At 65.5% G+C, this 17,751-nt stretch carries 9 protein-coding genes; 5 read left to right on the forward strand and 4 right to left on the reverse strand.

Features of this window, described 5'->3' with window-relative positions; translation table 11 throughout:
• The first annotated feature begins 354 nt into the window (after positions 1-354).
• A complete protein-coding gene (locus LV476_RS03885) occupies positions 355-2,607 on the forward strand; it encodes a choice-of-anchor F family protein (protein WP_250073632.1) in 2,253 nt (750 codons plus the stop codon).
• A gap of 76 nt (positions 2,608-2,683) precedes the next feature.
• Here LV476_RS03885 and LV476_RS03890 read toward each other — a convergent pair whose 3' ends face one another.
• Positions 2,684-3,358: a hypothetical protein gene (locus LV476_RS03890; protein ID WP_250073634.1), complete on the reverse strand. Its 675-nt coding sequence runs from the start codon at positions 3,356-3,358 to the stop codon at positions 2,684-2,686.
• A gap of 180 nt (positions 3,359-3,538) precedes the next feature.
• On the opposite strand from LV476_RS03890, the gene LV476_RS03895 reads away from it, so the two are divergent.
• Entirely contained in the window at positions 3,539-5,302 is a 1,764-nt protein-coding gene (locus LV476_RS03895) for a Na/Pi cotransporter family protein (protein ID WP_250073636.1), read from the forward strand.
• Positions 5,303-5,380: 78 nt separating this feature from the next.
• Here the strand turns inward: LV476_RS03895 and katG are convergent, their stop codons facing one another.
• Positions 5,381-7,600 carry a catalase/peroxidase HPI gene (gene katG, locus LV476_RS03900; RefSeq protein ID WP_250073638.1) on the reverse strand — a complete coding sequence of 740 codons (2,220 nt, stop codon included), beginning with the start codon at positions 7,598-7,600 and terminating at the stop codon, positions 5,381-5,383.
• Between the two features lie 342 nt (positions 7,601-7,942).
• Between katG and LV476_RS03905 the strand changes: the two genes are divergently transcribed.
• A complete protein-coding gene (locus tag LV476_RS03905) occupies positions 7,943-9,391 on the forward strand; it encodes a phospholipase D-like domain-containing protein (RefSeq protein WP_250073640.1) in 1,449 nt (482 codons plus the stop codon).
• Between the two features lie 7 nt (positions 9,392-9,398).
• On the opposite strand, the gene LV476_RS03910 is transcribed toward LV476_RS03905, so the two are convergent.
• On the reverse strand, positions 9,399-11,402 hold the full coding sequence (locus LV476_RS03910) for a protein-L-isoaspartate(D-aspartate) O-methyltransferase (protein ID WP_250073642.1): 2,004 nt from the start codon (positions 11,400-11,402) through the stop codon (positions 9,399-9,401).
• 240 nt (positions 11,403-11,642) lie between these two features.
• Here LV476_RS03910 and LV476_RS03915 point away from each other — a divergent pair, with 240 nt between their 5' ends.
• Both LV476_RS03915 and LV476_RS03920 read left to right on the forward strand, forming a co-directional pair.
• Entirely contained in the window at positions 11,643-12,836 is a 1,194-nt protein-coding gene (locus LV476_RS03915; RefSeq protein ID WP_250073645.1) for an ammonium transporter, read from the forward strand.
• 158 nt (positions 12,837-12,994) lie between these two features.
• On the forward strand, positions 12,995-15,721 hold the full coding sequence (locus tag LV476_RS03920; protein WP_250073646.1) for a cation-translocating P-type ATPase: 2,727 nt from the start codon (positions 12,995-12,997) through the stop codon (positions 15,719-15,721).
• Here LV476_RS03920 and LV476_RS03925 read toward each other — a convergent pair.
• Positions 15,694-17,730 (reverse strand): CocE/NonD family hydrolase, encoded by a 2,037-nt coding sequence (locus LV476_RS03925; RefSeq protein WP_434062815.1) that lies wholly within the window; start codon positions 17,728-17,730, stop codon positions 15,694-15,696. The two genes, LV476_RS03920 and LV476_RS03925, sit on opposite strands and share 28 nt — an antisense overlap.
• Positions 17,731-17,751: the final 21 nt, after the last annotated feature.

Consider the following 17,751-nt stretch of genomic DNA (forward strand, 5'->3'; position numbering starts at 1 on the left):
CGTCTGCACCAGCAAGCGTGTGGACTTTGTCATTTTGTAACCTAGCCCCCCAACATCGACTGAGTTGCCGGTTTTACAAAAACACGCGCTTACTGTTGCAAAACAGCAACGTTCTGGCCCGGCGATGGCGCTAAAAAACACGCCCCAAGCCACATCCATTGCTAAATATGGATATACGAACCACCATTTTGTCTTCTTATATCAGAGTGTTACACGCATATCCTTTCACCAACTATGCACACTAGTGGTCACAATCGGCAGGGTTGCATCCCTAATCGGTTGCGCCAATCATTTCGTTTACAAGAAGAACAACAAACATTCAATCAATGCGTTGAAAGAACGAAGGACAATGCAATGAAAAAAGTGCAATCGAGCCAATTCCGCAGGAACACTCTCTCCGTACTGGTCGCCATTGGATGTGGCGTCTGGGGCAGTCAGGCGATCGCTGGCGAGGTCCTGAACCTCGACTACACCGCCGGTGATGGTTTCGTTTTCTATGACGAGTCGGATGGACTGCACGAGCCGGGCCTGAAGATCATCACCGAGCAAACGAACAATGACGATGCTAACGGCACCACGCCGCGCACGGCACTCAACTGCATTCTCTCCAACCGCGACGGGGTCGTTTGTGATTCACCCCCGCGTTCGAGCAAGCGGGTCAAGAACCACCTGACCGGAGTGGGTGCCTTCGACACGGTCTACACCACCGCCTCGACCGGCGGTACCACCGAGTACTTCAACTACGGCAAGATCACCAACGACACCGGCGCCCGCCTCACCGGCTTTCGCGTGATTGTCGGCACCGGCACCGGCGAAAATTTTGTTGCTGCGGACGATTCCAGCCTCGCCGGCCTGCTCTCCCTCGACGGCTACGACGGTGACCAGCAGGACCCGCGCGCCCAGGTGCCCTGCGGGCTATTCGGCTCCAACTGTGCCCAGACCGGAGAAGTCGGCTATTTCGAGATGCAGGATGGCGTAGACGACGGCAACGATGAGTTCAGCTTCGTGCTGAACGGCACCGATACGCTCGTCGCAAGCGGCATCACGGACGATTACCTCGCGATCGTGGGTGACGGCCTGCTCTCCTCCAACCAGGTACCGGATGGCCTGTTCCTCGATGACGGCGATCCGGACACCGAGGACGAACTCCTGTACTGGTACACCGGTAACGAATGGCGGGACGGCAACAACCAGCCGGTCGACCAGGCGACCGTCGACGCGGCGAAGGCTCAGTCGAACACGTACGTGTCCGAAATCGAGGACATGGCGAACGCCAACCTCAACTACTCATTCGATATCGCTGATGTCAACGGCTTCACGGTGCGCTTCGTCCCGGTCTTCTCGCCGATCGTCACGGCGGCAGCCTCTGACTACCAGTTCGGCGTTGCCGCCGGTCTCGATAGCAGCGCGATCAGCTTCCTGGACGCGGATCCCGAGTACGCCACCATCATCGGCGACGTGCTCGCCCTACCGACTGCAGCCGAACAGCAACAGGCTCTCGAACGCATCGGGACCAGCTACCTTCGCAACTACGGCACCCAGGGTTTCCTGATCGGTCGCGATCAGTTCGATCAGGTACTCAGCCATCTGTCGCGCGGTCGGATGACGGCTACCACCGCCAGCGGGCAAATGAACGCCAGCGCAACCTCCGTTGAGGACATCAGCGCCGTACGACTGGCATCTTCGGATTCCTCACCGCAAGCACTCGCGGGCCTGATGGCAGGTACCGGCTCGGACGGCACCATGGCCCTGACCGACCGATTCTCCGTGTTCTTCGGCGGCAGCATCTCGCAGGGCGAGATGGACAGCACCACCAACGGCGCCGGCGCCGACTACGACGGCTACAGCCTCACCGGCGGCGCGGACTACCGCTTCTTCGAGAACACCCGCCTGGGTGCCGCAATCGGTTACGGCGAAAACGATGCCAGCGTAGTCGACAACCGTGGTGACCTGACGGTCGACGGAACCACCGCCATGCTCTACGGCAGCTACGGCGAAGCGACCGGCCCGTTCGTCGATGCCGCGGCAGGCTACTCGTGGCTCGACTACGAGAACGATCGCTACATCGTAGTCGGTGACAGCATCAACGAGCGTGCCCAAAGCGATACCGACGGCACGCAGAAGAGCTTCACCCTCGGTGGTGGCTACAACTTCGAACTGGGTCGCGTGATTGCCGGTCCGAGCGCGCGCTTCGAGTACCACAACCTCGACATCGACGGTTACGAGGAGACCGGCGCCGGCGTGCTCTCCATGTCGGTCGAGGACATGGAATTCAAATCCCGCACCATGTGGTTCGGTGGCCAGGTCGCCATGCCGATGGAGCTGGACAATGGCGGCTCGATCCGCCCGCACGCCTCACTTCACCTGGTGAAAGAGCTGGAGAACGGTGGCAGCTCGGTGCAGACCAACTTCACCGGTGGCACCCTGCCCTTCAGCACCCCGATCGACGGTCGTGACGACAGCTACTACCGTGCAGGCTTGGGCCTGGATGCCAACTTCACCTCGTTCGGTCAGCCGATGACCGTTTCGCTCAACTACGACGGCACGCTCGGCAACGACGACTACGACGAGCACCGCGGTAGCGTCAGCGTCAGCATGTACTTCTGACGCCCCACCGGCACAAACAAAAAAGCCCTTGCCATCTCGGCAAGGGCTTTTTTTATGCCGGGCTGTCCGCGAAGGGTCAGTCAGACGACTCGATCTTGAGTAACGGTGCGCGCTCCCCGCGCAGGACGTGTTTGCTGAGCTCGGTCGACAGTTCGATGTCGGCCCGCGCCGCACCGCCCAGTTCCCGACGCTCACTCCAACCGACCGGCCCCGACTCGTCATAGGTCGCCACCCGGTAAATGAACGGCTCGGCGCTGCTGTTCAGCAGGGTCAGCTCGCCACTGATCTTCGGACCCGACTCGGCTCCCACCTGGTCCCGCACGCGCCGGATGTGATCCTGCACGTACCCGGGCAATCCGACGTAGAGCTCGTCACCCTGCAACTTGAGGTTCACGTGGGACTGTCCCCTCAGCGCCTCTTCGGGGAAGGCATCGAACACGAACATGTTGAGAAAGGTCGCGGTCGCGCCGTCATCGCCCTCGCGACAGCCACGGAACCGCGTGTCGGGGAATACGCCGGCAAGCACCCAGGTCGTCCAGCCCAGCGTGTCCTCGCGCTCGGAAGCCCCGATACCGCGGTCGCAATCACCGGTGGAGACCCTTGATGTCGCGAATAGCCCGGTCGTGTTGCGTTCGCGGATATCGCTGACGTCGAGCTCGGCCGACACCTGCGCCTCGCAACCGGCCACCAAGAAACCACCGACGAGCGCCAAGGGCAGTAACAGGGAGGATCTCGAAGGGAAACGTTTCATGAAAATTCTCTCGCTGGGGTGAAGCGACACGCCGAGTGCCGCCTTGCCGCCTCACCGGACCGACGCGATGACGGCCGCGCACGTACCGCCTCGCCATAAAGGAATTCTAGCACCCCGCAGCACGCGCCACGCCCCGCGACGGCCCTCGGCCCGTCCCGGACTTCGGGCTAGAATCGAGCCATGAATCTGAGTCTCACCCTGACTTTCCTCGGCGGCGTCGGGCTTTTCCTGCTGGGCATGCGGCTGATGACCGACGGTCTCAAGGTGGCAGCCGGTGATGCGTTGCGCGAGATACTCGCGCGCGGCACGGCCACCACGCCCCGCGGCATCCTTTCGGGCATTGCGATCACCGCCGTGGTGCAGTCCTCCTCGGCCGTCATCTTCGCCACGGTGGGGTTCGTCAACGCCGGGCTGCTGACGCTGTTCCAGGCGATCGGGGTGATCATCGGCAGCAACATCGGCACCACCGCGACCTCGTGGCTGGTCGCGCTGGTCGGCTTCAAGGTCGACCTGCAGGCCCTCGCCCTGCCGGCGGTGGCCATCGGCATGCTGTTGCGCGTCACCGGCCAAGGCAAACGTCGCGCCTATCTCGGCGACGCGCTAACCGGGTTCGGCATCTTCTTTCTCGGCCTGGACGTGCTCAAGACGGCCTTCGGTGATTTCGGAGAAAGCTTCGATCTCGCCGAGCACACCGGCAACGGCATCCTCAGTCTGCTGATGTTCGTCGCCATCGGCGTGGTGATGACGGTGGTGATGAATTCATCCAGTGCCTCGCTCGCCCTCACCCTGACCGCCGCCGGCACCGGCCTGATCCCGGTGACCGCGGGTGCCGCCATGGTGATCGGCGCCAACGTCGGCACCACCTCGACCGCCCTGTTCGCGGTGATCGACGCCACCTCCTCGGCAAAGCGCGCGGCAGTGGCCCACGTGCTATTCAACGTCGTCGTCGGCGTGGTCGCCTTCGCCGGCTTGCCGGTGCTGCTGTGGCTGGTCGCCCACGCGGCCGAGCTGCTGCGCCTGGAGCCCGGCCCGGCGACCTCGCTGGCCATCTTCCACACCACTACCAAGCTCCTCGGGATGGCGATCTTCTGGCCGCTGACGCACCGGCTCGTGGGCCTGCTCGAGACCCGATTCCGCACTGCCGAGGAGGACGAGGGCCGCCCCCGCCACCTCGACCGGCACATCGCCTCGACGCCCGACCTTGCACTCGATGCGCTCGACATGGAACTCCGACGCATCGGCGAGATCGCCCGCCGGGGCGCCCGAGACGTGATCAGCATGGAAGGGTCCGCGGCGATCGACCGGCTGCATCGGGACCGCGAGATTGTCGACCGACTGATACTGGCCACCGCCGAGTTCAGCAATCGCGCCCAGTACGGCGAGATCCCGGCCTCGATCGCCGAGGGCTTCCCGCTGGCTATGCGCATCAGCCGCTACTACGGCGACATCGTCGAGCACGTCGAGGAGATCGCGAAAATCGAGGCGACCGTGACCACGCCGTCCGACCCGAGCCTGCGCGAGGCGCTCACCGAATTCCGCCGCGAGACCGCCCGCTTCCTGTCACTCGCCGACCCGGACGTCGAGGGCTTCGGCATGAAACCGCTCAAGCGGGCGATCAAGGACTTCGCCGACGACTACCAGGCCGTCAAGGCACTGTTGCTGCGAGCCGGCGCCGACGACCGTCTGCCAGTGCGCCAGATGGTCGCCCGCCTCGACGAGTTGAGCCACGTCCGCCGAATCGTCGATCAGGCCTACAAGGCGGCCAAGTACACCCGAAAACTACGCAAGCAGATCCACCAGCCGGGCACGGAAGTGGCTATCGAGGGCGAAGAGACATACCGCGACGATGCCGTGCTGCGCATGACGGATGCCCATACCCCGGGTAACCGGGAAGACGAATCGAACGACGAGGCGGAGGACAACGGCCGGCGCACGGATTCGTAACCATCGTCCGTCCACAAAAAAACCGCCGGGAAGCCCGGCGGTTTCTGTCGTTCGGTGTCTCGCCCTGGTCAGTTCGCGCTAGCCCAGATCGCAGCGCCCGGCGTTCATCACCTTGTTCCAGGCGCAAACGAAATCCCGGACGAACTTTCCGCCGGCATCATCCTGTGCGTAGGCCTCCGCGATCGCGCGCAGCTGCGAGTTGGAGCCGAACACCAGGTCGACCCGGGTACCGATCCACTTGAGCTCGCCGGTCCCGCGGTCGCGTCCCTCGTAGATGTCCTCGTCGGCGGCGGTCGGCTTCCAGACGGTGTCCATGTCGACCAGGTTGACGAAGAAGTCGTTGGTCAAGGTGCCCGGTTCGTCGGTGAACACGCCATGCTGGCTGTCGCCGGCGTTGGCGCCCAGCACACGCATGCCGCCGACCAGCACGGTCATCTCCGGGGCCGACAGTCCCAGCAGCTGGGCACGGTCCACCAGCATCTCCTCGTCGGTGACGGTGAACTTGGCGCGACGGTAGTTGCGGAAGCCATCGGCCTCCGGCTCCATCGGCTCAAACGATTCGGCATCGGTCTGCTCGTCGGTAGCATCGGTACGGCCCGGTGCGAACGGTACGTCGACGGGGTAACCGGCATCCCAGGCCGCCACCTCGATGGCCGCCGCCCCGCCAAGCACGATCAGGTCGGCCAGGGATACCCGCTTGTCGCCGTACTGCGAGTCGTTGAACGCCTTCTGGATGCCCTCGAGCACGTGGAGCACGCGCGAGAGCTGCTCGGGTTCGTTAACCGCCCAGTCCTTCTGCGGGGCGAGGCGAATGCGCGCACCGTTGGCGCCACCGCGCTTGTCCGAACCGCGGAAGGTGCAGGCGGACGACCAGGCGGTGTAGATCAGCTCGCGCAGGGACAGCCCCGACTCGAGAATGCTCGCCTTGAGCGCATCGGCATCCTGCTCGTCGATCAACACATGATCGACCGGCGGCACCGGGTCCTGCCAGATCAGATCCTCCTCCGGCACCTCCGGCCCGAGGTAGCAGTCCTTCGGCCCCATGTCGCGGTGGGTCAGCTTGAACCAGGCCCGGGCGAAGGCATCGGCGAACTCCTCCGGGTTGGCGTGGAAGTGCTTGGCGATCTCGCGGTAGGTCGGGTCCTCGCGCATCGCCATGTCGGCGGTGCTCATCATGATGCCGACCCTGATGTTCGGGTCCTCGGCATCCGGCGCATGATCCTTCTCGGCGAGGTTTTTGGGCACCCACTGCCATGCGCCGGCCGGGCTCTTGACCCGTTCCCACTCATAGCCGAACAGCACGTCGAAATAGCTCATGTCCCACGTCGTCGGCGTGGGTGTCCACGAGCCCTCCAGGCCGCTGGTGATGGTGTCCCGCCCCTTGCCCGAGCCGTAGCTGCTCTTCCAGCCGAAGCCCATCTCCTCGATCGGCGCGGCCTCCGGCTCGGGACCGACATGGGCGGCATCGCCCGCTCCGTGGACCTTGCCGAAGGTGTGTCCGCCGGCGGTCAGGGCCACGGTCTCGTAGTCGTTCATCGCCATGCGCTTGAAGGTCTCACGGATGTCCTTCGCCGAGGCCAGCGGGTCGGGTTCGCCGTCCGGTCCCTCGGGATTGACGTAGATCAGACCCATCTGCACGGCGGCCAGTGGATTTTCCAGTTCGCGATTGCCGGAATAGCGGCTGTGCGGCTTGTTGCTGGTGGCCAGCCATTCCTGCTCGGCACCCCAGTAGATGTCCTCCTCGGGCGCCCAGATGTCCTCGCGGCCGCCGCCGAAACCGAAGATCTTGAGCCCCATGGATTCCAACGCCACGTTGCCGGCAAGGATGTAGAGATCCGCCCAGGAGAGCTTGTTGCCGTATTTCTGCTTGATCGGCCAGAGCAGGCGACGCGCCTTGTCGAGGTTGGCATTGTCTGGCCAGCTGTTGATCGGAGCGAAGCGCTGGTTGCCGGTGGAGGCACCACCACGCCCATCCGCCGTGCGGTAGGTGCCGGCCGAATGCCAGGCCATGCGGATGATGAACGGACCGTAGTGGCCGTAATCGGCCGGCCACCACTCCTTGGAATCGGTCATCAGCTCGGCGAGGTCTTGCTTGACCGCCTTTAGGTCGAGGCTCTTGAACGCCTCGGCATAATCGAAGTCCTCGCCCAACGGACTGGATGCCGGCGTGTGCTGATGCAGGATGCCGAGGTTGAGTTGCTCGGGCCACCAATCCCTGGCGCCACCGCCACCGCCGCCCAGCCGGGTTCGGCTCCCGTGCATCACCGGGCACTTGCCTGCTGTCGTGTTCTCGCCCATCTCCGTCTCCTTGCCGTGTCGTTGGTGGGTGCCGGATCGCGACTAGTCGTGACGGCCACCGTTATCAATCCGATCGGATCTCTCGGATCTCCCGAGTCGTAATTCGGTCGACGCCGTGCGGGCCGCCCCTGAGACGCCCGACCACCGAATCGCTTGTTCTCACTCAAGGAAACTAGGCCGCCCCCGTCAGAACCACAAATTGCATTTCATCAGCGAACCAATAGCTTCCGGCTATCATTGGTTTTCCTAATGGACACTCTCGTCAATCCAAGCATTCGCTGACCCTCCGGCCAAAGGAGAAGCCGTGTAGCATCCGGGGAGTCCCACCACAGGACGACGACCATGCGCCTGCGTCGAAAAACGATTTTGCGGACCCTGATCGCGCTCTTCCTGCTGGCCTGGCTGCTCATGGGCGTCTTGCACGTCTACAAGCCCATGCCCGCCGGACTGGATGTCGCCACACCCTGGGTTCCGGCCGTGGACGTCACCTTCCTCTCGGATACCACCTACGTCACGAAGGACGGGGACACACGCAGCGATCAGGCGATCATCGATTCGGTGCTGACGATGATCCGTGACGCCGAGCAGCTGCTGGTGCTCGACATGTTCCTGTTCAACGATTTCGCCGGTGAAACCGACCGGCGGCATCGTCCGCTTTCCGAGGAACTGACACAGGCCCTGGTGACGCAGCAAAATCGCCACCCGTCGATGGACGGGTTCTTCATTACGGATCCGGTGAACACGGTCTACGGCAGCCTCGCGCCGAGTCACTTCCAGCGACTGGAAGCGGCCGGTGTGCGCGTGCTGCAAACGGATCTCGCGCGTCTTCGCGACCCGAACCCGTTGTGGTCGGGGCTCTGGCGGCTGTGCTGTCGCTGGCTGGATGCCGAACCCGGCGAAGGCTGGCTGCCCAACCCCCTGGCCGAACGACAGGCCAGCCTCGCCTCCTGGATGCGGTTGCTCAACTTCAAGGCCAACCATCGCAAGACGGTGGTCGCCGACCAGGATGACCGATGGGTGGGGCTCGTGACCTCGGCCAATCCGCACGATGCCAGCAGCCGCCACGGCAACGTCGCCCTGCGTTTCGCCGGTCCGGCCGCCCTCGACCTGCTGGCCACCGAGCGATCGGCCGCCGCCATCAGCGGCCTCGATCCGGCATTCCCGATGCCCAAGCCCCCGGCGAAGAGCTATCTCGATGCCGACGAGGGACGGCTGCGCATCCTGACCGAAGCCCGCATCCGCGAAGCCACCATCGCGATGATCGACGCCGCGAAGGCGGACGAGCGGCTGGATCTGGCGATGTTCTACCTCTCGCATCGCGGGGTGATCGAGGCCCTGAAACGTGCCGCCGACCGGGGCGTGCAGGTCCGTGCCCTGCTCGACCCCAACCACGACGCCTTCGGCCGCAAGAAGAGCGGCCTGCCCAACCGCCCGGTGGGGATGGAGCTGCATCGAGCCGGGGTCGACGTGCGCTGGTGCCTGACCACCGGTGAACAGTGCCACGCCAAGCTCCTGCTGCTGCGCCATGCCGACGGCAGTGGCGAGGTACTGCTGGGCTCGGCCAACTTCACCCGCCGCAACCTCGACAACTTCAATATGGAGACCAACGTCGAATGGCAGGCGCCGGCCGACCACCCAGCGCTGGCAGCGACGATCGATTACTTCACCCTGCGCTGGGGCAACGGCCACGGCGAGCGACACAGCCTGCCGTTCTCCGACTACGCCGACGACTCCTGGTGGCGGTACTGGCGTTACCGGCTGATGGAAGCGACCGGCCTCTCGACCTTCTGATCGCGCCTCACAGCCCGAATGGATAGGTATCTGCCGCCCCCTCGAGCGCGCGGCTGTCCAGCGGCGTGACCGCCCGACTACGGTCGACCCAGACATACTCGTCGAACTGCCGTGGCAATTCGGCGTGGAAGTAGTGACTGACCCGCTCGGTCTCCGGCCGGTAGATCACGCCGACGGCGCGCTCCAGCCGCTGCTCGGCCAACCCGGCACGGACCTCGGCGTCGCCGTCTTCCCCCAGCGGCAGAAGGAAACCGGCGCGGCCGGTCTCGTGGCAGAGACGCTCGTAGCTGTCGGGCAGCGATGGCCGCAGGTTCTTGACCTCCATCGGCTCGTCCCAGTTGGAGGCGGCCGCCACCGTGCCGGTATCCGTGCCGAAACCGATCGTGTAGACGGCCTCGCCGTAGCGCGCCCGGCACAGCTGGCCGATATTGAATTCGCCCCGTCGCGACATGTCGGTGGCCCGCGCATCACCGACATGCGAGTTGTGCGCCCAGATGACGCCACGACTGCCCTCGCCGTGATGGACCAGCAGCGCCTCGAGAGTCTCGAACATGTGCGTATCGCGCAGGTTCCAGGAGCTGCGCGAACCGTAGAACATCGAGCGGTAGTACTCCTCGGCATTGGCGACCAGGCGGGCGTTCTGTACGGCATCGAGAAACCGGTCGCCATCCTTCTCGGCGTAGACGCGGTGGCGCTGCTGCAGGTCGCGCAGCATCTCGACCACCGGCGCCTCGCAGCCGGCATAACCCGGACTCAGGGCCATGCGGGCATAGGTGGCCGGGTCGGGCTCGAACGGCGTCAGGCAGCTATAGCGTTCGCGGGCGACCATCGCCGCCTCGGGGTCGACCTCGTCAAGGTAGTCGAGCACTGCCGCGATCGAGTTGTAGAGGCTGTACAGGTCCAGCCCGTGGAAGGCGACCCGATCCGACGGTGCCCGCTCGGCATTGTGCCCGCGCAACCAGTCGACGAAGCCGCGCACCTCCTCGTTGCGCCACATCCAGGTCGGAAAGCGCGCGAAGGCCGTCCATTCGGATGGCGGATACTCGGCGTGTCGCACGTAGTGGTCGATGCGGGCGGCATCCGGCCAGTCACCCTCGATCGCGACGAAATCGAAGCCCTTCTCCTCGATCAGCGCGCGGGTGATGCGTTGTCGGGCCCGATAGAACTCGGAGGTGCCGTGCGATGCCTCGCCGATCAGGACGAGGCGGGCATCACCGATGCGGTCCAGCAATCCGGACAGCGGCAGGTCGTCGACCGAATCGAACGGCTCCGACACCGCCACCACGCGATCGACCAGGCGCTGATCGGCCTCGGAGACGGTCCGACGGCCGAAGCCTCGCCGAGGCCTTGGTGACGACTCGGACCAGCCGGCCTCGCCGACAAGCGGCACGAAGCGGACGTCGGCAAGGTCCTCGGACTGATACTCGTCCTCACCCACCCGGGTAATGCGCATCAGTTCCTGCACACCGTCATCCGATCCGACCGGCACCACCAGACGCCCGCCGATGGCCAGCTGCCGCTTGAGCGCCTCGGGCACCGTCGGACTGCCCGCCGCCACCATGATGGCATCGAACGGAGCGGCTTCCGGCCAACCACGCGAGCCGTCACCGGTGCGCACCTCGACGTTGGTGAAACCGGTCGATCCCAGTGCCTGCTCGGCAAGCTCCGCCAGTTCACCGATGCGTTCGATCGTGAATACCCGCCCGGCGATACAGGCGAGCACGGCGGCGGCGTAACCGGAGCCGGTCCCCACGTCGAGAACCCGCTCGCCGCCGTTCAGGTCGAGTGCCTCAACCATCATCGCCACGATGGCCGGCTGGGTGATGGTCTGGCCGGCAGCGATCGGCAAGGCCGTGTCGTCGTAGGCGAATTCGCGCAGATCGGCCGGCACGAAAGCCTCGCGCGGCACGCGCCGCATCGCATCGAGCACCTCGGGCGAGCGCACTCCCCTGGCACGAACCTGGTAGTCCACCATCGCCTCGCGACGGCTGGTCTGGTCCCGTTCGGTCATCCTTCCTCCCCCGGCAGGTATCGCCGTGGCTGAAACTCGGGCTACCACCTCCTGGCCGGAGCATAGATGCTCCACGCCCCTCCGTCGGACAATCGACCGAAGCACCGCTATAGTGCATTTGCACGAGAGAACGCACCATGCAAGAGCATCATCAGGCCGATTTCTGCCCCTCGATGCGGCATGCGGGCATGGAACGATTCCTGCTCATGGTGCACGCAGCAATTCAGACGGGAGACTTTGATGGAAACCTTTCAGGATGGTGCGAACACCTTCTTCCTGTTGATCGGCGCCGCCATGGTGCTGGCCATGCACGCGGGCTTCGCCTTTCTCGAGGTGGGCACGGTTCGCGAGAAGAACCAGGTCAACGCGCTGGTCAAGATCATCGCCGACTTCGCCGTGGCAACGATCGCCTATTTCTTCATCGGCTACTCCATCGCCTACGGGATGGACTTCTACGCCGCGGCCGCCGAACTGAACGTCGGCAACGGCTACGAGCTAGTGAAGTTCTTCTTCCTGCTGACGTTCGCCGCCGCCATCCCGGCGATCGTCTCGGGCGGCATCGCCGAGCGGGCCAAGTTCTATCCGGTGCTCGCCGCCACCTTCCTGCTGGTGGCGTTCATCTATCCGCTGTACGAGGGAATGGTCTGGAATGGCCGCTTCGGTCTGCAGGGCTGGCTCGAGTCGACGTTCGGCGCCGGCTTCCACGACTTCGCCGGCTCGATGGTGGTGCACGGTATGGGTGGCTGGATCGCACTGATGGCTGTTGTGCTGCTGGGCGCGCGTCGCGGCCGCTACGGCAAGCACGGGATGGCGGCCCACCCGCCGTCGAGCATCCCGTTCCTCGCGCTGGGTGCCTGGATCCTCACCGTCGGCTGGTTCGGCTTCAACGTGATGTCCGCCCAGTCGGTCGAGGCCGTCTCGGGCCTGGTCGCGCTCAACTCGCTGATGGCGATGGTCGGCGGGGTGCTCGCCGCGCTGTTCGTCGGCCGCAATGACCCGGGCTTCGTTCACAACGGCCCGCTGGCCGGCCTGGTCGCCATCTGCGCGGGCTCGGACATCGTGCACCCGCTCGGTGCGCTCGCCATCGGCGCGGTCGGCGGCGCCCTGTTCGTGGCGACATTCATCCTCACCCAGAACCGCTGGAAGATCGACGACGTGCTCGGTGTCTGGCCGCTGCACGGCCTCTGCGGCGCCTGGGGCGCGATTGCCGCGGGCATCTTCGGTCTCGAGGCCCTCGGCGGCATGGGCGGCGTCAGCCTGCTCTCGCAGCTGGTGGGCACGCTGGTCGGCATCGGTATCGCCCTGATCGGCGGCTTCGTCATCTACTGGGTGCTCAAGCGCACCGTCGGAATCCGCCTGACCCCGGAAGAGGAGTTCGAAGGCGCGGACCTGACGATCCACCGCATCACGGCCACGCCGACCACCGGCGACTGAGTCGCCGGCCGGCCCCGGCCGCAAGCCCTGACCAAGCCACCGCCCATGCGGTGGCTTTTTTGGTTCGGCGATCGAATAAGCCTCGAGCCGCCGCCTGTCCCGGGTGCTAAGGTCAATTTGACCCCACCCTGTCGGGACGACGATAGCGAGACCGAGGGATGCCTAGACACGACGGCCATCCGGATGACATGCACGCCCATCGACTACCCGTCGATGCGGTCCTCGACCATCAGGGAACCTCTCTCGAAAGCGGCCTGAGCGCTACCGAGGTGCGCGCCCGCCGCCGTCGCCACGGCCCCAACCGATTGCCTGAATCACGCGGCCCGTCCGTGTGGCGGATCCTGGTCAATCAGGTCGAGAGTCTGGTGGTGATCTTGTTGTTCAGTGCCGCCGTCGCGGCAGCGGCCTTCGGCAGCACCATCGAGGCGCTGGCCATCCTGGCCGCCCTGGTGGTCAACACAGCCGTCGGCTTCGCCATGGAGTGGCGCGCCACTCGTGCCATGGAGGCACTCGAGCGCATGGGCACCGCGCAGGTGCACGTCCGGCGCGACGGCAAGACGCACCGCATCGGTGCCGACCAACTGGTCCCCGGCGACATCGTGCTTCTCGAGGCCGGCGACATGATCATGGCCGACATGCGGCTGGTCGAGTCCAACCGATTGCAGTGCAACGAGTCGGCCCTGACCGGCGAGTCCGTCGCCGTCGACAAGATTACCGAGCCGTTGTCCGAGGAGAATCCACCGATCGCCGACCGGCTCAACATGGCCTATTCCGGCACTGCGGTCACGCAGGGTTCGGGCAGCGGCGTGGTGGTGGCCACCGGATTGGCAACCGAGCTCGGCGAGATCGCCCGATTGGTCTCGGAATCGGGGCAATCGATCACGCCGCTGGAAAGACGCCTCGACCGGCTTGGCCAGCGGCTGATCTGGCTCACGCTGGTGGTCGCCGTGCTGGTTGCCGGCGCGGGCATGCTTGCCGGCACCGATCTGCGCCTGATGGTGGAAACCGCCATCGCCATGGCGATTGCCGCCGTGCCCGAAGGGTTGCCGGTGGTCGCCACACTGGCGCTCGCCCAGGGAATGCTCCGCATGGCCAGCCGCAATGCGCTGGTCAAGCGCCTGTCGGCCGTCGAGACGCTGGGCTCGGCGAACGTCATCTTCACCGACAAGACCGGCACGCTGACCCAGAACCACATGTCGCTTCACCGAGTAGTGCTCGAGCGCGGCACGGTGGAAGTTGAGGACAGCACATTCCAACTGGACCAGACCGCTCTCGATCCGGCGGAAACCTCCGACCTGCTCGCCTTCCTGGAAACGGCGGCGCTGTGCAACAACGCCAGCGTGGAATCGCACGGTGCGGTCGGCGACCCCACCGAGATCGGGCTGCTCGAGGCCGCGACCCAAGCCGGTCTCACGCGGTCCACCCTGCTCGAGTCCTGGCCGGAGACCCGTGAGGTGAGCTTCGATCCGGCCACCAACATGATGGCCACCTATCATGCCGCCAACGACGGCTTCCGCGTGGCGGTCAAGGGGGCACCCGAATCGGTCATCGAGGCCTGCGATCGGGTGATGACCGCAGACGGGGAGCGGGCGCTCGACGAGTCGGATCGTGCCGAATGGCGACGGCGCAGCGAGGCGCTGGCAGGCGATGGCCTGCGCACCTTGATGCTGGCGCAGAAGACCGTCGACGATGAGTCAGGCAATCCCTACGAGGGACTGACACTGCTGGGTGTTGCCGGGCTGCACGATCCCCCGCGACCGGGCATTCGCGAGACCATCAGTGCCTGCCAGGAAGCCGGCATTCGACTGGTGATGGTCACGGGCGATCACGACGCCACCGCCCGGGCGATCGCCCGCGAGATCGGCATTGCCGGGACCGACGCGCCGGCCACCGATCCCGCCGTTCTCGATCGTCTCGACGCCCTGTCCCCCGCCGAACGCGAGGCCCTGCTCGACCAGGGCGTGTTCGCCCGCATCTCTCCCCGGCAGAAGCTCGAACTGATCCAGCTCTATCAGGAGGCCGGCTGGATCGTCGGCATGATCGGCGACGGCGTCAACGATGCTCCCGGTCTCAAGAAGGCGGATATCGGCATCGCCATGGGACAACGCGGCACCGAGGTGGCTCGGGAGGCCGCGGACATGGTGCTCAAGGACGATGCCTTCGCCACCATCGTCGACGCGGTGCGGCACGGACGGACCATCTTCCAGAACATCCGCCGCTTCATCGTCTACCTGCTCTCGGGCAATCTCGGCGAGATACTCGCCATCTCGGCCGCCGCGATGGTGGCCGCGCCGCTGCCGATGCTGCCCCTGCAGATCCTCTACATCAACTTTGTCTCGGATGTGATGCCCGCCCTCGCGCTGGGACTGAATCGCAGCGAGACGGGCATTATGGATCGCCCGCCCCGCGACCCGACCGAACCGATCCTGATGCGTCGCCACTGGTCGGCTATCGGGGGCTATGCGGTGATCATCGCGGCCACGGCATTGGCGGCCTTCGCCGTCGCCCTGCTCGTCCTGCAACTCGACACCGGGATGGCGGTGACGATCTCGTTCCTGACCTTCGGCTTCGCGCGGCTCTGGCACGTGTTCAACATGCGCAGCAGCCGCTCGGCGATGATCGTCAACGAGGTGACCCGCAACGGTTTCATCTGGGCGGCGATCGCCGTCGGCGTGCTCCTGCTGCTGGTGGCCACCTATTTCGCCCCGCTCGCCGGCATTCTCGGCGTGACGCCGCCAGGCGGGCGCGAGTGGCTGCTGATACTGGGTTTCTCGCTGCTGCCGTTGCTGGTGGTCCAGTCGCTCAAGCGCGCCGGTCTGTGGTGGGAGCGCCCGGCCGACGTCGAACCGGCGAGTGATCAGTTGAGATCACGCGGGATCTCGTAGTCCCAGTTCTCGGAGAACACGCGCTTTTCCTCCTCGTGCTCGCCTTCGTAGGCATCGAGCTCGGCATGCAGCAGGAAGTGGGTCGAGGTCGCGGTCAGCACGGTGCGCGTGACGGTACGTACCGCCCAACCGCCACGACGGTATCCCCGCTCCCAGAGCGTCTCGCCACGCGGTGACTGGTAGTCGTAGCCGCGGTAGCTGTACCACTCGAGCGCCTTGCGCTGCATCTCGAGATCGACCGGTTCGAGATAGACGGTGCCATCGTCGTTGATGACCTCGAGGGTGGATTCGTCGGTCTCGAGATCCCGCACCACACGCCACTTGTGCTGGCCGGCCTCGACCCGCCGGGTCGGCGTGGGCGGAGCGCCCTCGGGCTGGGCGAATGTGATCTCGCGATCGCTCTCGTCGCGCCGCGGACGCTCGGGGAGCACCAGCTCGCTCGCGCCGGTGTGGATGGTCACACGTGTCGGCTGCGGCGCCGGCCACGCCAACGGCCAATAGGACGTCGATATCGACACACGCAGGCGGTTCCCGGCGGGGAACACGTGGCCGATGTGATTCAGCGTGACCTCTACCCGGTAACGCCGCCCCGGCTCGAGCCGCTCGGGATGCTCCGAACTGTCACGGTGAGTGAGGTTCAGCAGGCCGTAGGTGACCCGGGTCGCCTTGTCGTCGGGGGCCACATCGGACAGGCGCACCGCGACCATCGCCACGGGCTGGTCGACAGACAGATCAAGGACCAGACGCGGCGCACCGAGAATCTCCAGTGGCGTTTCCAGCCGGGCGGTGTCGAACACAAGCGCCCCGCCGTCTTCCTCGCGCTGGTCGTGCGGAAGATCCGGCGTGGCGGCGTAGGAACACCACTTGCCCGCAAAACGTCCCACCGAGAGCGGAGACTGGATCGACATCGGCACCTCGTCGACCTCGGCATCTTCCGCCTCGAGCAGGCCCGGCCAGGCCAGGACCACGCGCCGGGAGCGGATTTCCGATGACGGCCAGCTCGTCTCGCCTACCCAGCGGCCCGGGCGCTCCTGGTAGAACGTCGTCGGCGGCATGTATTCCTGCATCCAGGCACGGAGCATGGGTTCGTCCATGATCCCGGTCTCCTTGCCCTTGAGCCACTTGTCCCACCAGCGCAGGCATTCCTGCAGAAAACCGATCGCCGGCCCGGGGACACCCTGGTGGGGATACTTGTGGCTCCAGGGGCCAACCAGCCCCAGTCGCGGCACCTTGAGGCCGGCGAGCAACCGGAACACGGAATTGGTGTAGCCGTCGGCCCAGCCGGAGACGGCCATTACCGGGCACTGGATGGCATCCCAATCCTCGCAGACCGAGCCATGGCGCCAGTAGGCGTCCCGGCGCTGGTGGCGCAGCCACTTCTCGAGCCACAGGCCGCTGCCCTCGAGGCGTTCGAACCACATCTCCCGCCAGCGCTCGCCGACCATCTGCGGATCCGGCGGCAGCGAGTTGAAGGCGAACATCGTCGAGGCCCAGGAAAGGTTGTCCCCCAGCAGGCAACCGCCCATGTGGTGCACGTCGTCACCGTAGCGATCGTCGGTGGAGGCGACGGTGACCACCGCCTTGAGCTCCGGCGGACGCAGGGCGGCGATCTGCAGGCCGTTGAAGCCGCCCCAGGAAATCCCGATCATGCCGACCGAGCCGCTGCACCACTCCTGCGAGGCAATCCAGCGGATCACCTCGACGCCATCGTCCAGTTCCTGCTGCAGGTACTCGTCGAGCAGGACCCCCTCGGAATCGCCGCTGCCGCGCAGATCGACGCGCACACAGGCGTAGCCGTGGCCGGCGACGTAGGAGTGCATGACGTCGTCGCGCGCCCGGGTGTTGTCGCGGCGTCGGTACGGGATGTACTCGAGGATGGCCGGCACCGGCTCGGCCTCCGCACCTTCCGGCAGCCATAGCCGTGCGGCGAGTTGCGTGCCGTCACTCAGCGGAATCCAGACGAGTTCGATCTCGCGCACCGGGTTGGGCAGAGTGTCTATGCGCTTCACTCACCACCTCCTGCAGAAAGG

This window comes from Guyparkeria hydrothermalis (assembly GCF_023555385.1).
Taxonomy (GTDB): domain Bacteria; phylum Pseudomonadota; class Gammaproteobacteria; order Halothiobacillales; family Halothiobacillaceae; genus Guyparkeria; species Guyparkeria hydrothermalis_A.